Origin of the sequence: uncultured Arcticibacterium sp. (assembly GCF_964021845.1) — a bacterium.
In the GTDB taxonomy this organism is placed as follows: Bacteria; Bacteroidota; Bacteroidia; order Cytophagales; family Spirosomataceae; genus Arcticibacterium.
In genome coordinates this window covers 1,150,357-1,167,494 of record NZ_CAXHZC010000001.1, presented here as the reverse complement: position 1 = coordinate 1,167,494, position 17,138 = coordinate 1,150,357, and the positions used below count along the sequence as shown (strand labels likewise).

Annotated in this window: 13 protein-coding genes; 5 read left to right on the top strand and 8 right to left on the bottom strand. The window is 36.8% G+C overall.

Annotated features, from left to right (window positions below; translation table 11 throughout):
- The 3 genes from surE to AADJ06_RS04915 form a co-directional block, all read right to left on the bottom strand.
- The gene (gene surE, locus AADJ06_RS04925) at positions 1–768 is read right to left on the bottom strand and encodes a 5'/3'-nucleotidase SurE (RefSeq protein ID WP_341225290.1); all 768 of its coding nucleotides are present in this window, start codon (positions 766–768) and stop codon (positions 1–3) included.
- A gap of 169 nt (positions 769–937) precedes the next feature.
- Complete coding sequence (locus tag AADJ06_RS04920; protein ID WP_341225289.1) at positions 938–2,332, bottom strand: tail fiber domain-containing protein; 1,395 nt, start codon at positions 2,330–2,332, stop codon at positions 938–940.
- A gap of 201 nt (positions 2,333–2,533) precedes the next feature.
- The gene (locus AADJ06_RS04915) at positions 2,534–3,523 is read right to left on the bottom strand and encodes a rhodanese-related sulfurtransferase (RefSeq protein ID WP_341225288.1); all 990 of its coding nucleotides are present in this window, start codon (positions 3,521–3,523) and stop codon (positions 2,534–2,536) included.
- Positions 3,524–3,633: 110 nt separating this feature from the next.
- Here AADJ06_RS04915 and AADJ06_RS04910 point away from each other — a divergent pair, with 110 nt between their 5' ends.
- The 4 genes from AADJ06_RS04910 (at position 3,634) to AADJ06_RS04895 (ending at position 10,378) form a co-directional block, all read left to right on the top strand.
- On the top strand, positions 3,634–4,278 hold the full coding sequence (locus AADJ06_RS04910) for a deoxynucleoside kinase (protein WP_341225287.1): 645 nt from the start codon (positions 3,634–3,636) through the stop codon (positions 4,276–4,278).
- 152 nt (positions 4,279–4,430) lie between these two features.
- Complete coding sequence (locus tag AADJ06_RS04905) at positions 4,431–7,415, top strand: DUF2723 domain-containing protein (protein WP_341225286.1); 2,985 nt, start codon at positions 4,431–4,433, stop codon at positions 7,413–7,415.
- 136 nt (positions 7,416–7,551) lie between these two features.
- The gene (locus AADJ06_RS04900) at positions 7,552–8,109 is read left to right on the top strand and encodes a hypothetical protein (protein ID WP_341225285.1); all 558 of its coding nucleotides are present in this window, start codon (positions 7,552–7,554) and stop codon (positions 8,107–8,109) included.
- Positions 8,093–10,378 (top strand): TonB-dependent receptor, encoded by a 2,286-nt coding sequence (locus AADJ06_RS04895; protein WP_341225284.1) that lies wholly within the window; start codon positions 8,093–8,095, stop codon positions 10,376–10,378. The genes AADJ06_RS04900 and AADJ06_RS04895 overlap by 17 nt, the downstream gene beginning before the upstream one ends.
- A 63-nt stretch (positions 10,379–10,441) precedes the next feature.
- On the opposite strand, the gene dnaJ is transcribed toward AADJ06_RS04895, so the two are convergent.
- The gene (gene dnaJ, locus AADJ06_RS04890) at positions 10,442–11,605 is read right to left on the bottom strand and encodes a molecular chaperone DnaJ (protein WP_341225283.1); all 1,164 of its coding nucleotides are present in this window, start codon (positions 11,603–11,605) and stop codon (positions 10,442–10,444) included.
- An 82-nt stretch (positions 11,606–11,687) separates the two neighbouring features.
- Complete coding sequence (locus AADJ06_RS04885) at positions 11,688–12,224, bottom strand: nucleotide exchange factor GrpE (protein WP_341225282.1); 537 nt, start codon at positions 12,222–12,224, stop codon at positions 11,688–11,690.
- A gap of 146 nt (positions 12,225–12,370) precedes the next feature.
- Here AADJ06_RS04885 and queG point away from each other — a divergent pair, with 146 nt between their 5' ends.
- Positions 12,371–13,315 carry a tRNA epoxyqueuosine(34) reductase QueG gene (queG, locus tag AADJ06_RS04880; protein ID WP_341225281.1) on the top strand — a complete coding sequence of 315 codons (945 nt, stop codon included), beginning with the start codon at positions 12,371–12,373 and terminating at the stop codon, positions 13,313–13,315.
- Here the strand turns inward: queG and AADJ06_RS04875 are convergent, their stop codons facing one another.
- The 3 genes from AADJ06_RS04875 to AADJ06_RS04865 are packed head-to-tail and all read right to left on the bottom strand — an operon-like array spanning position 13,316 to position 17,107.
- Complete coding sequence (locus AADJ06_RS04875) at positions 13,316–14,686, bottom strand: HAMP domain-containing sensor histidine kinase (protein ID WP_341225280.1); 1,371 nt, start codon at positions 14,684–14,686, stop codon at positions 13,316–13,318. It abuts the gene before it with no gap.
- 46 nt (positions 14,687–14,732) lie between these two features.
- On the bottom strand, positions 14,733–15,419 hold the full coding sequence (locus AADJ06_RS04870) for a response regulator transcription factor (protein ID WP_341225279.1): 687 nt from the start codon (positions 15,417–15,419) through the stop codon (positions 14,733–14,735).
- The gene (locus tag AADJ06_RS04865) at positions 15,416–17,107 is read right to left on the bottom strand and encodes a sodium:solute symporter (RefSeq protein WP_341225278.1); all 1,692 of its coding nucleotides are present in this window, start codon (positions 17,105–17,107) and stop codon (positions 15,416–15,418) included. Before AADJ06_RS04865 ends, AADJ06_RS04870 begins: the two co-directional genes overlap by 4 nt.
- Between the last annotated feature and the right edge of the window lie 31 nt (positions 17,108–17,138).

Sequence of the window (17,138 nt, the reverse complement as noted above, 5' to 3'; positions counted from 1 at the left end):
CTAAAACTTCCAATCAGAAAGCTCTTTAATGCCTTCATAATTAGTCATATCATAATGACATGGCACTATAGCCACATAATTATTCTCTAAGCACCATATATCTGTATCGGTAGATTCTGGTTCATGATTTATAAATTCGCCACCCATCCAAAAATATGGACGGCCATGAGGGTCTTTTCTTGCGTCAAATTCTTCTTTCCATAAACCATTAGTTTGACGGACCACCTTAACTCCTTTAATAGGCTCATTTGACCCTTTTGGGAAATTTACATTTAAGGCATTGTGTTCAGGAATTCCATTTTCTAAAGCCGCTTTACAAATCTTTTGAATCCAGGGAATGGTATGCGAGAAGTCTGTATCATAGCTGAAATCATCAATAGAAAAGCCAATAGCAGGTATTCCTTCTATGGAAGCCTCTCTTGCTGCAGCCATAGTTCCGGAATATAAAACAGAGAGGGAGGCGTTATGTCCATGATTAATACCGCTTACTACTAAATCTATTTTTTTACCTTTTAAATAATGGTGCTTAGCTAGCTTTACACAGTCGGCAGGGGTTCCACTACATTCGTAGGCTTCTACGCCTTCATGAATATTAGACTTCTTTGTGTGTAATGTTTTATCTACCGTAATGGCATGTCCCATGCCCGAGTTTGGGCTGTCTGGAGCTAATACAAATACATCACCAATTTCTTTAACCGCGGCTATCAAAGTCGCTATTCCCGGAGAGGTTATACCGTCGTCATTACTTACTACTATCAGTGGCTTCATCTATTTTGTTGATTTTATAATTCGCAACAAAAGTAGTTAAAATGACACTGAAAATCTGACCATTTTAAATCACGATTTGTATCAAAGCGGTTATAACCAGTTTGAATAGCTTTTCAATACCACTATTTACATAAACTTAACTTTTACAAGTAATGATTAGCCCTCTTATTTACCTTTTAGCAGCAGAGTCAGCATTTAACATCGCTTCAATTCTATCCATCTTGGCATTTAATTCAGTCAAAGAATTGTCTTGAACATTTAGCAATTTTTGCTGCTCCTGAATAGCACTAATAAGCACAGAAATAAGGTCATTATATCGTACTGAATAATATCCGTCAGGTCCTTTATCAAGAAAACCTAGGTCGTTTTCCGAAAAGCCGAAGTCTTTCAAAGTCTCTTCAACTTCTTGAGCAATTAGGCCAAACTCTATATCAGCTTTTTCATTGTTTTTTCGGTGATAGCTGACGGGCTTTAATGCATTGACAAAGTCTAAGCCCAATGGCACTCTTTCAATGTGCTCTTTCTTGCGGCGGTCTGAGGTAACATTCCAAGCTACCTCAATGTCAGCAGCGGTGATATAGGCATTTCCCATCCTGATTTTATTGCTGGCATCTACTGTGGCTTGATAACCAATTACTATAGAATTATTGACATCACCTGAAGATACATCAGCGTCGTAACCTAAGGCGGTATTTCTATAACCAGTGGTGTTTGATTGTAAGGCAAAGTATCCTACCCCTGTATTTCTATCACCAGTAGTGTTTTCGGTTAGTGAGCTTCTGCCTATTGCCGTATTTCTTTCTCCTTCGGAGTTTGTATATAGTGCAGTATAACCAAGAGCAGTATTGTGACTACCTGTGGTATTGCTATACATCGCTTTATAACCATTAGCCGTGTTATTTATCCCAATAGTATTTTTAGACAATGATTCACCTCCTATTGTTGTATTATAATCCCCTTCGGTATTCAAGTAAAGAGATTTGAAACCCACAGCAGTATTATTATTCCCAGAGGTATTTTTTGAAAGAGATTCGCCTCCTATAGCTACATTATAAAAACCAATTGTATTAAACCAAAGAGAACGATAGCCAACAGCTGTATTTATACTACCTGTAGTATTTGCATTAAGAGAAGAATATCCAAATGCAGTATTGCTGTTTCCTCTAGTGTTATAATACATGGAAACATGACCTGCTGCAGTGTTATTATTTCCTTCAGTATTATTGAAAAGTGAGCTGCTTCCGAATGCATTATTTGCAGAGCCTAAAGTATTATTTACAAGTGAAACTGATCCAAAGGCTGTATTATAGCTTCCTTCTGTGTTTTCTGTTAAGCTTCTGTATCCAATGGCAGTATTATTACTTCCGTTAGCCTCATTGTTAAGCAAGGCACTTGGCCCTAGAGCTACGTTATAAGTTGATTTACTTTCATCACTTTTTGCTGAAATTAGTCCACTCGGAGAAATGGTTATGGAACCATCTGCAGCGTTTGATTTACTTTGGATTTGTGCATTTAGGAAATTTGAAAAAGAAATTAGAAGTAGGAACGGAATTAGTTTTTTCATTACTCTTAGTTTAAGGTATGGCGTAAAATGAACATCGGAATTTGATAGATGATGTATCAAATTATCCCAAGTTAGTTTACTTTATTACCTTATAAAAGAGAGTTTTATTAAACGGAAAACTAGAAATTAAAAAGACAAAAAAAATGCTTTATTTAATGCTCTAAAAAGCACTTTTTAGTTAAAAAACCGTAAAATAAAAGATTATGATTCCTTTAAACCTAGGTCTTCCACTATGTGTAGTTTCTTTGTATTCTTACGAGTTCTGGCAGCTATTTCAGGCTTATAGCCTTCTAGGGTCTTTTGATAGTAACCAGTACCATCATAGGCTCTTTTCTTTGGATGCTCTTTACATGCTTTAGAGCAGGCTCCTTCCATTTCCCAACCACATTTTTCGCAAATAGGCACATGCTGATTACAAATAGGATTGGCACAGTTCACCATTCTGTCAGATTTAGTCTCGCAGATATGGCATTTTGAAATGACTTCTGGGTTTACAGAATTTACATCAGTGGTGAGTCTTCCATCAAAAACATAGCACTTACCGTCAAAATCTTCTCCACCAGCTTCTAAACCATATTTAATAATACCACCGTGTAGTTGATAAACGTTTTCAAAACCTTGCTCTAAAAGATATGCACTTGCTTTTTCGCACTTGATACCTCCAGTACAGTAAGTAATTATTTTCTTGTCTCTTAAATGGTCAATTTCCTGAACGTGGTCGGGCAAATCTCTAAGGTTTCCCATGTCAAATGTCACAGCACCTTTAAATTTACCTACGGAGTGCTCGTAATTAGAACGCATATCTACTAGCACCACATCGTCGTCATGCATCATAGCCTTAAATTCATCGGGTTCTAAGTGCTTTCCAGTTCTTACATTAGGGTCAACACCTAGTTCAGAATGTACAATCTCTTTCTTAATCCTAACGTATAGCTTTTTAAAGGCATGACCTTCATGAGGTTCAACTTTAAACTCAACACCATCAAACCTGCCATCTTCTTGTATCCATTTCATATAGGCTTCACAGTCTTCTTTAAGACCGGAAACCGTTCCATTTAAGCCTTCAGGTGCTACTATAATTCTCCCTAGCAAATTATTATCCAAGCAAAACTGATGATGTATATCTCTATATTCTACCAGATTCTCAATGGGAGCATAGATGTAATAAAGTATTACGTTAAATTCTTTCATATCATTATCAAAATACAAGTGCAAAGTTAATAAAGGTTCTAGGCTTTTTCTATGATTATTGACAGTATAAGTCCTAATTTTGGGATTGAACCTATACTACTCTTCATCTTATGCATATTGCCATTACCGGAAATATTGGTGCCGGAAAAACCACATTAGCAGAGAAATTAGCGGAGCATTATGGCTGGGAGGTCTATTATGAGGCTGTTGATAATAATCCATACCTGGCTCCTTTTTATGACGACATGCCCAAATGGTCGTTTCATTTGCAGGTATTTTTTCTTAATTCTAGGTTTGAACAAGTTCTAAAAATAAAATCTCAGGAGGAGAAAACGATTATTCAGGATAGAACAATTTATGAAGACGCTTACATTTTTGCACAAAACCTGTATGAGTCTGGTCATTTAAATGAGACTGATTTTAGAACCTACGAGGGGCTTTTTAATACCATCATGAGGGCTATTAGTCCACCAGATTTAATGATTTACCTTAAAGCTGACATTCCTAAGCTTATGAAGCAAATCAAAAAAAGAGGCAGAGATTATGAGCAAAGTATTGATCCAAACTATCTTAAAAGTTTAAATGTGCTTTATAAGAAGTTTTCTGGTCAGTATAAACATGGGAAACTTATTGAAATTGATGTGAATGACATGGATTTTGTTGGCAATGAGAGTGACTTCATCGCTATTACTAAAGCCATTGAAAAGAGTGTCAACCTCGGTAAGCAATTGAAAATAAAAAAAGACGAAGACTAATACCATAGCTATAGAGCTTCAAAAGCAAGGTCAATTACCTTTTAATTAAGTTTTAACACTATTTAAACCCATACATGAAAACGGTTTGGACTGAATTTTGTTATTTTGACCGCAAATAACCCGATAAATCAAAAGCATCTAATAAAACACTTATGGATTTTAAAAAATTGAATACTATTGGCGGTTGGTTAGCTTTCCTAATTGCCTTTGTAACATATACACTCACTGTGGAACCTACGGCTAGTTTTTGGGACTGTGGAGAGTTCATAGCCTGTGCTTACAAGCTTCAGGTTCCTCACCCTGCTGGTGCACCTTTCTTCCTATTACTAGGGCGTTTAGCGTCTCTTTTTGCCGGAGGCAATGTGGAGAATGTAGCTTTAACCATAAACATGCTTTCGGTATTAGCCAGTGCCTTTACCATTCTTTTTATGTTCTGGACTACTTCGTTATTAGGAAGAAAAATTATTGGAAAAAAAGGAGAAGACTTATCTGGTTCAGAGACCATATTGGTTTTAGGAGCTAGTTTAGTAGGAGCTTTAGTTTATACTTGGTCAGATTCATTCTGGTTTTCAGCAGTAGAGGCAGAGGTTTACGGAATGTCATCCTTCTTTACAGCCATTGTTATTTGGGCAGTATTGAAATGGGAATTAATAGAAGACGAAGCCGCGGCTAATAAGTGGTTGATTTTTATAGCTTATTTAGTTGGATTATCTATAGGAGTTCACCTTTTAAACTTGGTAACTATTCCAGCTTTAGGCCTTTGGGTTTATTACAAAAAAACAAGTAAAGTAAGTCTTGCAGGTATAATTTCTGCATTACTGATAGGCTTAGTGATACTTGGGATTTTGATGGTAGGAGTTATTACTGGAATTCCGTCTTTTAGTTTTTTCTTTGAAAAATTATTTGTCAATTCCTTTGGCCTTCCATTTGGTTCAGGTATGATTTTCTTCGTATTGGCTTTAATAGCCGCACTGACTTACGGAATTATTTGGTCTGGCAAAAACAGTAAAGTATGGGTCAATACTGCTCTGATTTCATTTGCCTTCATTTTAGTAGGTTATTCTACGTATTCATTGGCCTTAATTAGGTCAAATTACAATCCTCCAATTAACGAGAATGACCCTTCTGACGTTTTAAGCTTTACATATTACCTTAAAAGAGAGCAATACGGAAGTAGGCCATTAACATACGGCCCAATTTATACCTCAAAACTTACTGCCATTAATAAGGGAACGCCGAACTATAAAATGGGTGAAGATAAGTATGAGATTTATGATTATTCACCAGAGTACGTTTGGGGTGGTAAAATGCTTTTACCTAGAATCTGGAGTCAAGACCCAAGACACGTGGCACTTTATAAAAGCAAACTTGGTCTTAACGAAACGCAGGAGCCTAAAATGGGAGAGAACCTCCGATTTATGATGAGTCATCAGTTCGGGCACATGTATTGGCGTTATTTCCTCTGGAATTTCTGGGGACGAGCTTCAGATATAGAAGGTTCAAGTGCTACGGCTATTTTTGAAAAAACATCTGATTTACCTACCTCTATTCAAGAAAACAGAGGTCGAACTAATTTCTTTGCTCTACCAATCATTCTTGGAATTTTAGGTTTGCTCTATCAATATTTAAGAAGAGATAAAGACTTCTTAGTCATGTTTCTCTTGTTTGTACTAACAGGTTTAGGACTGGTGGTTTATCTAAATTCACCTCCGATAGAACCACGAGAGAGAGATTATATCTATGTAGGTTCTTTTTATATTTTCGCAATTTGGGTAGGCTTGGGCGTTATGGCGATAGCAGACTTTGTCTTGAAGTTTTTAAAGAACGATAAGTCAAAATCAATAGCAGCCGTAGCTGTTGGATTAATAGTGCCACTTCAAATGGTAAGCCAAACCTATAAAGGTCATGACCGTTCTGATAGATACCATCAGGTAGATTTTGCTAAAAACTTACTTAACTCTGTAGCACCAAACGCAATCCTGTTTACCGGTGGAGATAACGATACATTCCCACTTTGGTATGCTCAGGAAGTAGAAGGTATAAGAACAGACGTAAGAGTGTGTAACCTAAGTTTATTAGGTACAGACTGGTACATTGACCAAATGAAACGCAAGACTTATGAATCTGAGGCTTTGCCAATATCTTTCTCGAAAGACCAACTCTTAAAAGGTATAAATGACCAGTTGCCATATGTTGAGAATCCAAATGAGCAAGTAAAAGCAGGTATTAACCTTAAGCAATACTTGAACTTGGTCAGAAACAATGAAAGAGCTATTCAAATGGCTGTTTCTACTGGTGAACTTATCAATACACTGCCATCTACTAATTTGTTTTTAGAGTATGATGCTGAAGCCGTTAGGGCTCAAGGTTTTGTTCCTGAAAAGTATGAAGCAGGTTTGACAGGGCTAATGAAATGGAACATTGGTGAGCGTGATTTGCTTAAAAATGACCTCATGGTTTTAGATATAATTGCTCAAAATAACTGGGAAAGACCAATCTATTTTGGTGGTACGTTATCGCCTAATTCTTATTTAAATTTGAAAGAATTCTTAGAGTTAGAAGGTTATGCATACAGACTGATGCCGGTTCAGGTACCGGGTGCTAGAGATGGTGTGGTTAATACCGATGTGATGTATGAGAATGTCATGAATAAATTTGAGTGGAGAAATCTTAATAATCCAGACATTTATTATGATTCTGAAACTTATTTGAAAGTGCCAATCATTACAGCCCGTTTTGCTTTCTTAAGGTTAGCAGACCAACTGGTAAGAGAAGGGAATAATGAAAAAGCAAAAGAGGTTTTAGACCGAGCTTTAGAAGTAATGCCAGACGAATCTATTCCTTTTGACCAGTTAGCAGCTAATTTTGCAACATTCTATTATGCGATTGGCGAGAGCGAAAAGGCAAAAGAAATATCAGACGTAATAGTTAAAAGAGCGGATGAACAACTCACTTATTTTATCAATAAGCAACGAACAGGTGAAGTTACCCAATGGGGAATGGATAATGTGCAGAGCTTTATTCAAAGTGATTTAAGGGACCTAAATATGCTGGTAAACATTACTGAGCAAAATGACCAGGTACTGGCGGCTAGTTATAAAGAAGTTTATGATAAGCACATAGCATCAATACAATAAGCTTGTAGTCAAAGTATAAGTGATACCTGTCAGAAATGGCAGGTATTTTTTTTGACAAAATAACACTTGCAACGTTGTTGCATTTATTAAAAAGCACTATGTTTGCAACATTGTTGCATAAAAAAATATTTAAATAATGAGTTTGAAAGTAATTAGCGGTTTTCTGTTTGTGGCTTTATTAAGTTTTTCATGTGAAAAGGATGACCCAGTCATTCCGAATGAAGAGGAATTAATAACTACTTTAAATTACCAATTGGTACCAGAGGGCGGTGGAGATACGGTAGTCTTGTCTTTTAAAGATATTGACGGTGATGGTGGAAATGCACCAGTGATATCTAATGGGGTTTTACAAGCGAATACAACCTACACAGGAACAATAACACTGCTAAATGAATCTATAAGCCCTGCTGACAATATTACCGAGGAAGTAGATGAAGAGGGTGATGAGCATCAGTTTTTCTTTGAGGCTTCAGGCGGCTTAAACGCTACTATCTCGTATGATGACGTCGACATTAATGGTACTCCTGTAGGTTTAAAGAGTCGTTTAGTGACAGGAACTGTATCTACCGGAACTTTGGTTATAACTTTAAGGCATGAACCTAGCAAAGAAGCGTCAGGTGTTTCTGATGGTTTAATTGCTAATGCAGGTGGAGAAACAGATATCGAAGTAACATTTAATGTGGAAGTGGAATAAAATATTGGTAATCTTAGTTTTTGGTGGAACGCTAAAGGCTCAAGATTGTCAAATTAGCTTAAAGGGAAGGGTCTTTGACGAGGTAACTGGTGAGGCCTTACCCTTTGCTACAATATACTTAGAAAGTATAAGTAAGGGGAAATCTGCAGATATAGATGGTTATTTTGAGTTTGCGGGCCTATGCCCAACCAAAACGCATTTAAAAATTAGCCACGTTAGTTGTGAGCCTTTAAGTCAATACTTGGTTATAAAAAATGACACAGTATTAAACATTTATTTACATCATCACGAAGAGTTGATGGATGAGGTGCTAGTACATGGCGATAGGGCTGACTTTAGTACGCAAAACAGCAATACTATAGATAAAGACTTAATAGCCAAAGAAAGCAATAAAAGCATCAGTGATTTGCTGCAAACTATCAGCGGTGTCAGTTCTTTAAAAACAGGTTCTGGTATTTCTAAACCCATTATTGACGGGCTTTATGGAAACAGAATCACCATGCTTAATAATGGGATAGAGCAGGCGGGCCAGCAGTGGGGAAACGACCACGCTCCTGAGATTGACCCATTTTCGGCAGGTCACATTTCAGTTATTAAAGGTGTTAGTGCTTTAGAGTATTCTGGAAGTTCGCTGGGTGGCGTAGTTTTGATAGAGCCTGATATTATTGAGCATGAGCCTCACTTACACGGAAACGTGAATTATATATTTCAGAGCAATGGCCGTGGCCATACTTTTAATACGGAGCTCAGAAAGTTTTCTAAAGGTTTGGGCTGGCGTTTGAATGCAAGCATAAAAGGAATAGGGGACCAAAAAACACCTAATTATTATTTAACTAATTCTGGTAGGAGAGAAGCCAATGGTTCTATTCAGCTAGAAAAGGTGATTGGTAAATGGAACAGTAGTTTGTACTTCAGTACATTTAATACCGAAATAGGTATATTAAGAGGTGCTCATGTTGGTAATTTGACTGATTTAGAGTCTGCTTTTGATAGAGAGGAGCCTTTCTTTACTTCAGAAGATTTTTCTTATGAAATAGACGCTCCTTCTCAGAAAGTAAATCACCATTTGTTAAAACTAAAAACGGCAAAAAATTATAAGAACTCCTCTGTTTTGACTTTTCAATATGCAGGTCAAATTGATAATAGAAAGGAGTTTGATGTAAGAAGAGCAGGTAGGTCAGAGCAAGCTGCACTTAGTCTTTTTCAGCATAGTCACTTTTTAGAAGGAAGTTACAGCACAAGCTTGCGTAATGGAGCCTTTGTGAAAGCTGGGATTCAAGGCGACTTAAAAGACAATACCAATAACCCAGAGACCGGTATTTTACCTTTGATTCCTGATTATGTAGCCTTAACAGGCTCAATTTTTGCGTTTTATCAAAAGGAAAGCGATAAGGCTTTTTATGAGTTTGGAGGAAGAACAGACATTCGTCAATTAAATGCCGCCACCATAAGCAGAGATTTACCAAGGAAGATAGTACGTTATAACAGAACGTTTGAAAACTACAGTATTTCCTCAGGAATTAAATACAGTTTTTCTAAAGCGTTTAAGTTTAATTTAAACGCTGGTTATACACTAAGGGCTCCTGCGGTGAATGAGCTTTACAGCTTTGGTTTGCACCAAGGAGTAAGCAGTATAGAAGTAGGAAATATAGATTTGGAGTCGGAGAAGTCATTTAAAGTAACGGCAGCTCTTGATTTGGCGATTCAAAAGAAACTCTTCTTTCAGGTTTTGACATATTATCAGAACATTCGAGATTTTATTTACTTACAGGCTCAAACTGAAAATACATTAACCATTAGGGGAGCGTTTCCAATATTTAACTATGAGCAAACAAATGCTCAGTTAATAGGTGCCGATTTCCTATTGTCTTTTGAGCCAGTAAGTCATGTAAGGTTGGTTTCTAAAGCAGCTATTCTGAAAGGAACAGATTTGACCAATGATAAGCCTTTGGTTTACATGCCTTCAAATAATTGGAGCAATACCTTGAAGTTTTCCATAAAAGAGTTTACGCTTAGTTTAGAGCATCAAGTAGTTTTTGAACAGAAGAATTTAGAGGCGGACCAAGATTTTTTGCCACCACCAGCCACTTATCAGCTTATTAATCTAGGCTTTAATACTTCTTTGCATATAAAGAAGAATACCCTAGGCTTAGGATTAAAAATAGAAAATGTCTTAAATGAAGTCTACCGAGACTATTTAAACCGTCAACGTTATTTTGCTGATGAACTCGGGAGAAGCATTAACGTGCGAGTTAATTATAAGTTCTAAAAAAACTCGCCGCTAATTTTTAGCGGCGAGTTTCAGCATAAATCTACAATTTTAGATTGCTAATTATCCTTGAAAGAAGTCTTTCATCTTATCGAAAATCGTTTTGCTATTTGCATTTTTTCTTGGAGCAAAATTGGGTGAATCTCTAAGCTTTTCAAGCATTGTTTGCTCTTCAGAAGTGACTGAACTAGGTGTATAAATATTTACATGAACCAGCTGGTCGCCTGTTCCGTAACCATTCACACTCGGAAGTCCTTTTCCTCTTAATCTTAGTACTTCACCTGCTTGAGTTCCCGTTTTAAGTTTGATTTTAACTTTACCATCTACGGTTGGAATTTCTAAATCTTTTCCTAAAACTGCATCAACAAAATTGACTGGAAGGTCAAAAATAATATTCTGACCATCTCTTTTAAGGTCTGGATGCTCTTTCTCTTCAATAGCTATAAGTAAATCACCAGGAACGCCACCTCTTACAGGAACGTTTCCTTTACCACTCATAGAAAGCTGCATACCTTCTGATACACCGGCAGGTATTTTGATATTTATTTGGTCTTCTGTTAACTGACGACCTTCACCAAAACAAGCTTCACATCTTTCAGAAACCATTTTTCCTTCTCCATTACAAGTAGGGCAGGTGCTGGTAGAAACCATTTGACCTAGCATGGTTTGCTGTACTCTTTTTACTTGCCCCTGGCCATTACAGGTACCACAAGTAGTTAATGAAGTACCATTTTTAGCACCGTTTCCTGAGCAAGTGTTACATGAGGTATAACGCTTTACCTTTATTTTCTTTTCTACGCCTTTGGCAATATCAGAAAGCGTAAGTGTAAGTTTAATTCTTAAATCAGAACCTTTTCTGACACGCTGACCACCGCCGCCACGCCCTTGGCTTCCACCAAAGAAGCTACCAAACGGGCTACCGTCACCAAAAATATCACCAAACTGGCTGAAAATGTCATCAACGGTAAAACCGCCTTGACCGCCACCTCCAGCAGCTCCACCCATACCAGCATGACCAAACTGGTCATACCTAGCTTTTTTCTGGTCATCAGATAAAACAGAATATGCCTCAGCTATTTCCTTGAATTTATCTTCTGCACTTTTATCATCAGGGTTTTTATCTGGGTGATACTTGATAGCTAACTTTCTATAAGCTTTTTTTAGCTCTTCAGGTGTTGCTCCCTTTGATACTCCCAGTACCTCGTAAAAATCTCTTTTATTTGCCATATCTTATATTTAGCCCTATTCCTAAACTGCTTGGCTACTGCTTAATTTTGTAAAGTTTTAGATTGATAGTGTTTAAAAATAATTAGCTACCAACCACCACTTTAGCGTATCTTACCACCTTGTCATTTAAGTAATAGCCTTTTTCTACTACGTCAATCACTTTTCCTTTTTTCTCTTCGCCACCGTCAAACTGCGTGATGCACTCATGAAGTTCTACATCAAATTCAGTATCCTTAGAATCCATAGGCTTCAAACCTTTACTTTCTAAAGTTTTCTTAAGCTTAGAAAAAACTAATTCTACCCCTTCTTTGACAGGTTCAATTTCAGTAGCTGTTTCAAAAGAATTTTGAGCTCTTTCAAAATCATCTAAAACTGGAAGCAATTCTTTGATAAGACCAGAAGTTGCGTTTAAAACATTATCTATCTTTTCTTTAGCAGTTCTTCTTCTAAAGTTTTCGAAGTCTGAGAAAAGTCTAACAAACTTGTCTTTTTGTTCGGCAAGCTCTTGAGTCAGACGCTCTTCTTCTGTCAGTTCAACAGTTTCTTCAACTTCTTGACTTGTCAGGTTTTCTTCTGACACTTCTTCTATATTCTCTTCTTTTGTATTATTTTCAGACATTTTCAATCATTTTTTTCTCCTTCTTCAAATAATCAATAATTAAACCATCTACTTAAAGGCTGTCATTATGTCAGAATTAATTAAATTTTCATGAATAGACCTGTCACACATCTAATTTTATCTTCAAAACCGGTACTTTGCACGAAATGGAAATAAAAGTCAGAAGTAACGCCGAAAAGATAAAGAACAAAGCCCGCGAGCTTGGCTTTGACTTTTGTGGTATTTCTAAAGCTGGCTTCCTCGAAAAAGAGGCTCCACGCTTAGAAAAGTGGCTTGACAAGAACTATAACGGGAAAATGGCTTGGATGGCCAATCATTTTGACAAAAGACTAGACCCTACCAAACTGGTTCCCGGAGCCAAATCGGTTATATCTGTCATGCTTAATTATTACCCTGGAAAAAGGCTGCCAGAAGGTGAAGATGACCTTAAGATATCTAAATACGCCTACGGCAAAGATTACCACTATGTTTTAAAGGATAAACTCAAAGCTCTTTTCGCTTTTATTAGGGAAGAAATAGGCGATGTAGATGGGAGAATATTTGTAGATTCCGCACCCGTAATGGATAAAGTTTGGGCTGAAAAAAGTGGCTTAGGCTGGGTAGGAAAACATAGTAATTTGCTCAATAAAGAAATGGGCTCTTTTTTCTTTTTAGGAGAGATAATTTGTGATTTAGTTTTAGAAGAAGACGGCCCAGTTAAAGATTATTGTGGTACCTGCACAGCATGTATAGACGCCTGCCCCACGGATGCTATTGTGGAGCCTTATGTGGTAGACGGGAGTAAGTGTATTTCCTATTATACTATAGAGTTAAAAGAGGCTATTCCTGAGGAAGCAAAAGGTAAAATGGAGAATTGGATTTTCGGTTGTGATATTTGCCAAGATGTATGCCCTTGGAACAGGTTTTCAAAACCAAACACTACACCTGATTTCAAACTCAAGCCAGAGCTGGCAGGCTTTACAAATAGCGATTGGGAAGAGATTACAGAAGAGGTTTTTAGGGAATTGTTTCGCCATTCTCCCATAAAACGCACAAAACTAGAAGGTGTGAGGCGTAATGTAAATTTCATTAAAACCAATGCAGAAGAATGATTAAGTATGTGGAAGTACCACCACAAAAAGGCTTCCTACGTCCACTTCACTTTTAATTGAAAGCTTACCTTGATGTAAGTCTACTATCCTTTTACAGATAGAAAGCCCTATACCTGAACCCTTATAGGAGGTAGCTCTTTTAGTTCTATAAAAAGGCTCAAAAACCTTTTCTAATTCATCATTGTGAATACCGATTCCTGTGTCGCTTACGGAGATAAGACAATTCTGATTATTGGCCTTAATTTTGACGTCGGCTTGTTGATTTTGGGAGTACTTGCAAGCATTGTCAATTAAGTTAGTAAATAAGGTCTTTAGTAAAGCTTCCTTACCAGTAATAGTCACCCAATTGATATCTTCGGGAATATCTTCAAAATCTATCTGAATTTTATAGGCAGGGTTTAAATGAAGAATCTCGTCCTGAACATCAAATAAAATTTCATCAATTCTGATAGGGCGAAGATTTAGGGTGTTTTCTTGAGCCTCAGATTTTGCCAATTGTAGTAAACTATTGGTCAGTTTGATAAGTCGCTGATTATCATTTAAAAGGCTATTTAAGATAGTTTTGTATTCTTCTGGTGTTCGCTCGTTTTGAAGAGCTACTTGAATTTCGGATTTAACCGCGGCTAGCGGCGTTCTTAACTCATGAGAGGCATTTGAAACAAAGCTTTTTTGAAGTTCAAAAGATGAATCTAGCCTGGAGAGCATTTTGTTAAAATTGACCGCTAAAATGGCAATTTCATCGGTATTGTTACCTGTATCAAGCTTTTTTCTAAGACTACTTGCTGTGATGTGAGAAATTTCTTCATTGATTTTTGAAATGGGTTTTAGACTTTGCCCCGCAAAAACAAAACCTAATATAATGGTTAGAATTATGGCAGAGAAATAGCCCGTATACATGGCCTCCCTAATGTTCATGAGTTTTTCTTTGCCATAAACATCTTCTGCTTGAGCTAGTACAGCATAACTCTTATTCAGCGTGTCAGAGTACATGGTTCCCACCACCTGATTACTTCCGAAAGTGGTTTCAATATATCTTTTACTCCTGATTCTGTTTAGTAGCTCAGGGCTATAATAGATGGTGTCGGCCTCATAATTATAATAGGCCACTTCGTTAGAATCATTAAAAACCAGAACCTGAGCAGGGTAGAGGGTTGACAATGTGTTTTTATCAATAACCTTTAGCAGTTGTTTATCAATCTGAGGTTCTTTGATAAGTAATCTTGCAGTAGTAACCGCTCTATCTCTTAGACTATTATAAAATTCTTGTTTTCTATAATTTTCGGATAAATAATAAATTCCAATAGAAAAAACAGCAAGCAAACCCGCCACAATAACGGAAAACTGTAAGGCTATTTTGGTTCGTATTGTCAATTTTTAGAACTTTTTATACTTGAAGATGTACCAAAAACAAAACTACTTATTCTTCTCGAAGTACATAACCCATTCCAGACTTGGTTTTGATTAGCTTAGGCTCAAAATCTTTATCAATTTTCTTCCTTAAGAAATTGATGTAAACCTCTATTACATTTAGGCTTTTTCCTGGGTTTTGGTCCCAAATAGCTTCGGCAATCTCTTCTTTAGAAACAACCTTCCCTTTATTTAAGATGAGGTATTCTAAGAGGCCAAATTCCTTTGGCGTTAACTGAATGGCTTGGTCTCCGCGGTAAACAAGTTTTTCGTCTAAATCTACTTTTAAATCTGCTACAATAAGCTCATTTGAGATGACATCAGAAAGAGGAGAGCTTCTTTTAAGTAAGGCATTAATTCTGGCTACCAGCTCTCTAAAATCAAATGGTTTTACCAAATAATCGTCTGCACCTTTATCAAACCCTTCAATTTTATCATCAGTTTCACCTAATGCCGTAAGCATTAAAATAGGGGTTTCTATACCAGCTCTTCTTATCCCTTCAGTTACTTGATATCCGTTTAATTCAGGAAGATTAAGGTCAAGTAAAAATAGATCAAAGGTATTTCCTAATGCCAGTTTAAGGGCTATTTTACCATCAAAAGCAATTGAAGTTTCAAAGCCTAATTCCTCTAGCCCTTTACTAATAGTACGGGCTATTCGTTCGTCGTCTTCTACTATTAAAATACTTTTTTTCACTTTCTAATATTCAATATTTGCTGGAAAATCCAAGCGAATGAAAATACCAAGATACAACCTATAGGGTTTAACCAAAGGTAGGCTACTAATTCGAATTTCCAAATGAGAATAATTAGAACCTGCGAAATGACAGCACTATAAAAAATGGCTTGTCCTCCAATTTTTTTGTAATAAAATGCTACTAAGAAAATACCAAGGATAATTCCGTAAAACCAGGAGCCTAGCACATTGACTAGTTCAATCATACTGCTGCCGAGTTTATTGGCAAAGAAAGCAACTATAATACAGAATATGGCCCAGAAAATGGTGATAAGCTTAGATATCATCAATTCTTTAGACTCGGAGTGATTCCAAGATTTTCTTTTCTTAAGCACATCTATTACTGTACAAGCCGCCAAAGAATTATAGGCAGAAGCAACGGAACCCATGGATGCTGAAAATATAACGGCGATTAACAAGCCAATAAAACCATGGGGTAAATGGTCTAAAATAAATCGAATGAAAATGTAGTTTATATCACCAGAATCACCCTCTGGGTTATTCTTTTTTATCAAATCACTCACTTTTGCTTTTAAGGCTTTGAATTTGTCTTCTCCTATTTGAATGGCCTCTTGGGCTGCTGAAATTTTAACTTCATCTTGCGACTGAATGGCTTCGTGAAGTTTGTAAATCTCAACCTTCTTGATTTCCGCGTTGGCCTTATGCTCTAATTCTAAAGCTCTGTATTCATTGGCATACTGACTATCTAATAATTTGTCTGTTTCTACTTGATTAAAGAAAAGGGGAGAAGTGTTGAATTGATAAAAGACAAAAACCAAAACACCAATAAATAGAATACCAAACTGCATTGGTATTTTCAATAAACCATTGAAAAGTAAGCCGAGCCTACTTTGCGTAGTATCTTTTGCTGTTAAATAGCGTCCTACTTGAGATTGGTCCGTACCGAAATAGGAGAGCTGTAAAAAGAATCCAGCTAAAATACCTGACCAAACGTTATATTTTTCTTTAGGATTAAACTCTAGATTGATAATATTTACTTTTCCTGCCTTTCCTGCAACTTTGACAGCGTCAATAACTCCAATATCAGCTGGTAAAAGCTGTACCACCATTATACCGGCAAAAACCATAGCGGCGGTCACTATTATCATTTGCTGAATGTGTGTATGCGAAATGGCCTTAGTTCCGCCTATTAAGGTATAGGTCAAGACTGTACCTCCCATAAATGCATTGGTCCAGAAAATATCCCAACCAAAAATGGTAGAAAGAATAATGGAAGGAGCATAGATGGAAATACCAGTAGAAAGTCCTCGCTGCACTAGAAATAGCATAGCGGTAAATACTCTAACTCTGCCATCAAATCTACCTTCTAAGTATTCATATGCAGTAAAAACCTTTAACCTATTGAAAATAGGAATAAAAGTAATACTCAAAACCACCATGGCTAAAGGCAAACCAAAATAGAACTGGATAAAGCCCATGCCATCTGTAAATGCTTGACCGGGGGCTGATAAAAAGGTAATAGCACTTGCCTGGGTAGCCATTACAGAAAGCCCCACATTATACCAGGGAAGCGATTTGTTTCCTAAGAAAAAGCCATCGAGGTTAGTGTTTTTCCTGTTTTTAAAAATACCATATAGGATAATAAATGCTAGTGTAGCAGAAAGGAAAATCCAGTCTAAAGTACTCATGAGAAGGTTTTAGTCAGAAAATAAAAAAGCA

Excerpts from the sequence above, each read along its gene's own strand:
- surE (WP_341225290.1), bottom strand. The coding sequence starts at position 768 with ATGAAGCCACTGATAGTAGTAAGTAATGACGACGGTATAACCTCTCCG.
- AADJ06_RS04920 (WP_341225289.1), bottom strand. The coding sequence starts at position 2,332 with ATGAAAAAACTAATTCCGTTCCTACTTCTAATTTCTTTTTCAAATTTC.
- AADJ06_RS04915 (WP_341225288.1), bottom strand. The coding sequence starts at position 3,523 with ATGAAAGAATTTAACGTAATACTTTATTACATCTATGCTCCCATTGAG.
- AADJ06_RS04910 (WP_341225287.1), top strand. The coding sequence starts at position 3,634 with ATGCATATTGCCATTACCGGAAATATTGGTGCCGGAAAAACCACATTA.
- AADJ06_RS04905 (WP_341225286.1), top strand. The coding sequence starts at position 4,431 with ATGGATTTTAAAAAATTGAATACTATTGGCGGTTGGTTAGCTTTCCTA.
- AADJ06_RS04900 (WP_341225285.1), top strand. The coding sequence starts at position 7,552 with ATGAGTTTGAAAGTAATTAGCGGTTTTCTGTTTGTGGCTTTATTAAGT.
- AADJ06_RS04895 (WP_341225284.1), top strand. The coding sequence starts at position 8,093 with ATGTGGAAGTGGAATAAAATATTGGTAATCTTAGTTTTTGGTGGAACG.
- dnaJ (WP_341225283.1), bottom strand. The coding sequence starts at position 11,605 with ATGGCAAATAAAAGAGATTTTTACGAGGTACTGGGAGTATCAAAGGGA.
- AADJ06_RS04885 (WP_341225282.1), bottom strand. The coding sequence starts at position 12,224 with ATGTCTGAAAATAATACAAAAGAAGAGAATATAGAAGAAGTGTCAGAA.
- queG (WP_341225281.1), top strand. The coding sequence starts at position 12,371 with ATGGAAATAAAAGTCAGAAGTAACGCCGAAAAGATAAAGAACAAAGCC.
- AADJ06_RS04865 (WP_341225278.1), bottom strand. The coding sequence starts at position 17,107 with ATGAGTACTTTAGACTGGATTTTCCTTTCTGCTACACTAGCATTTATT.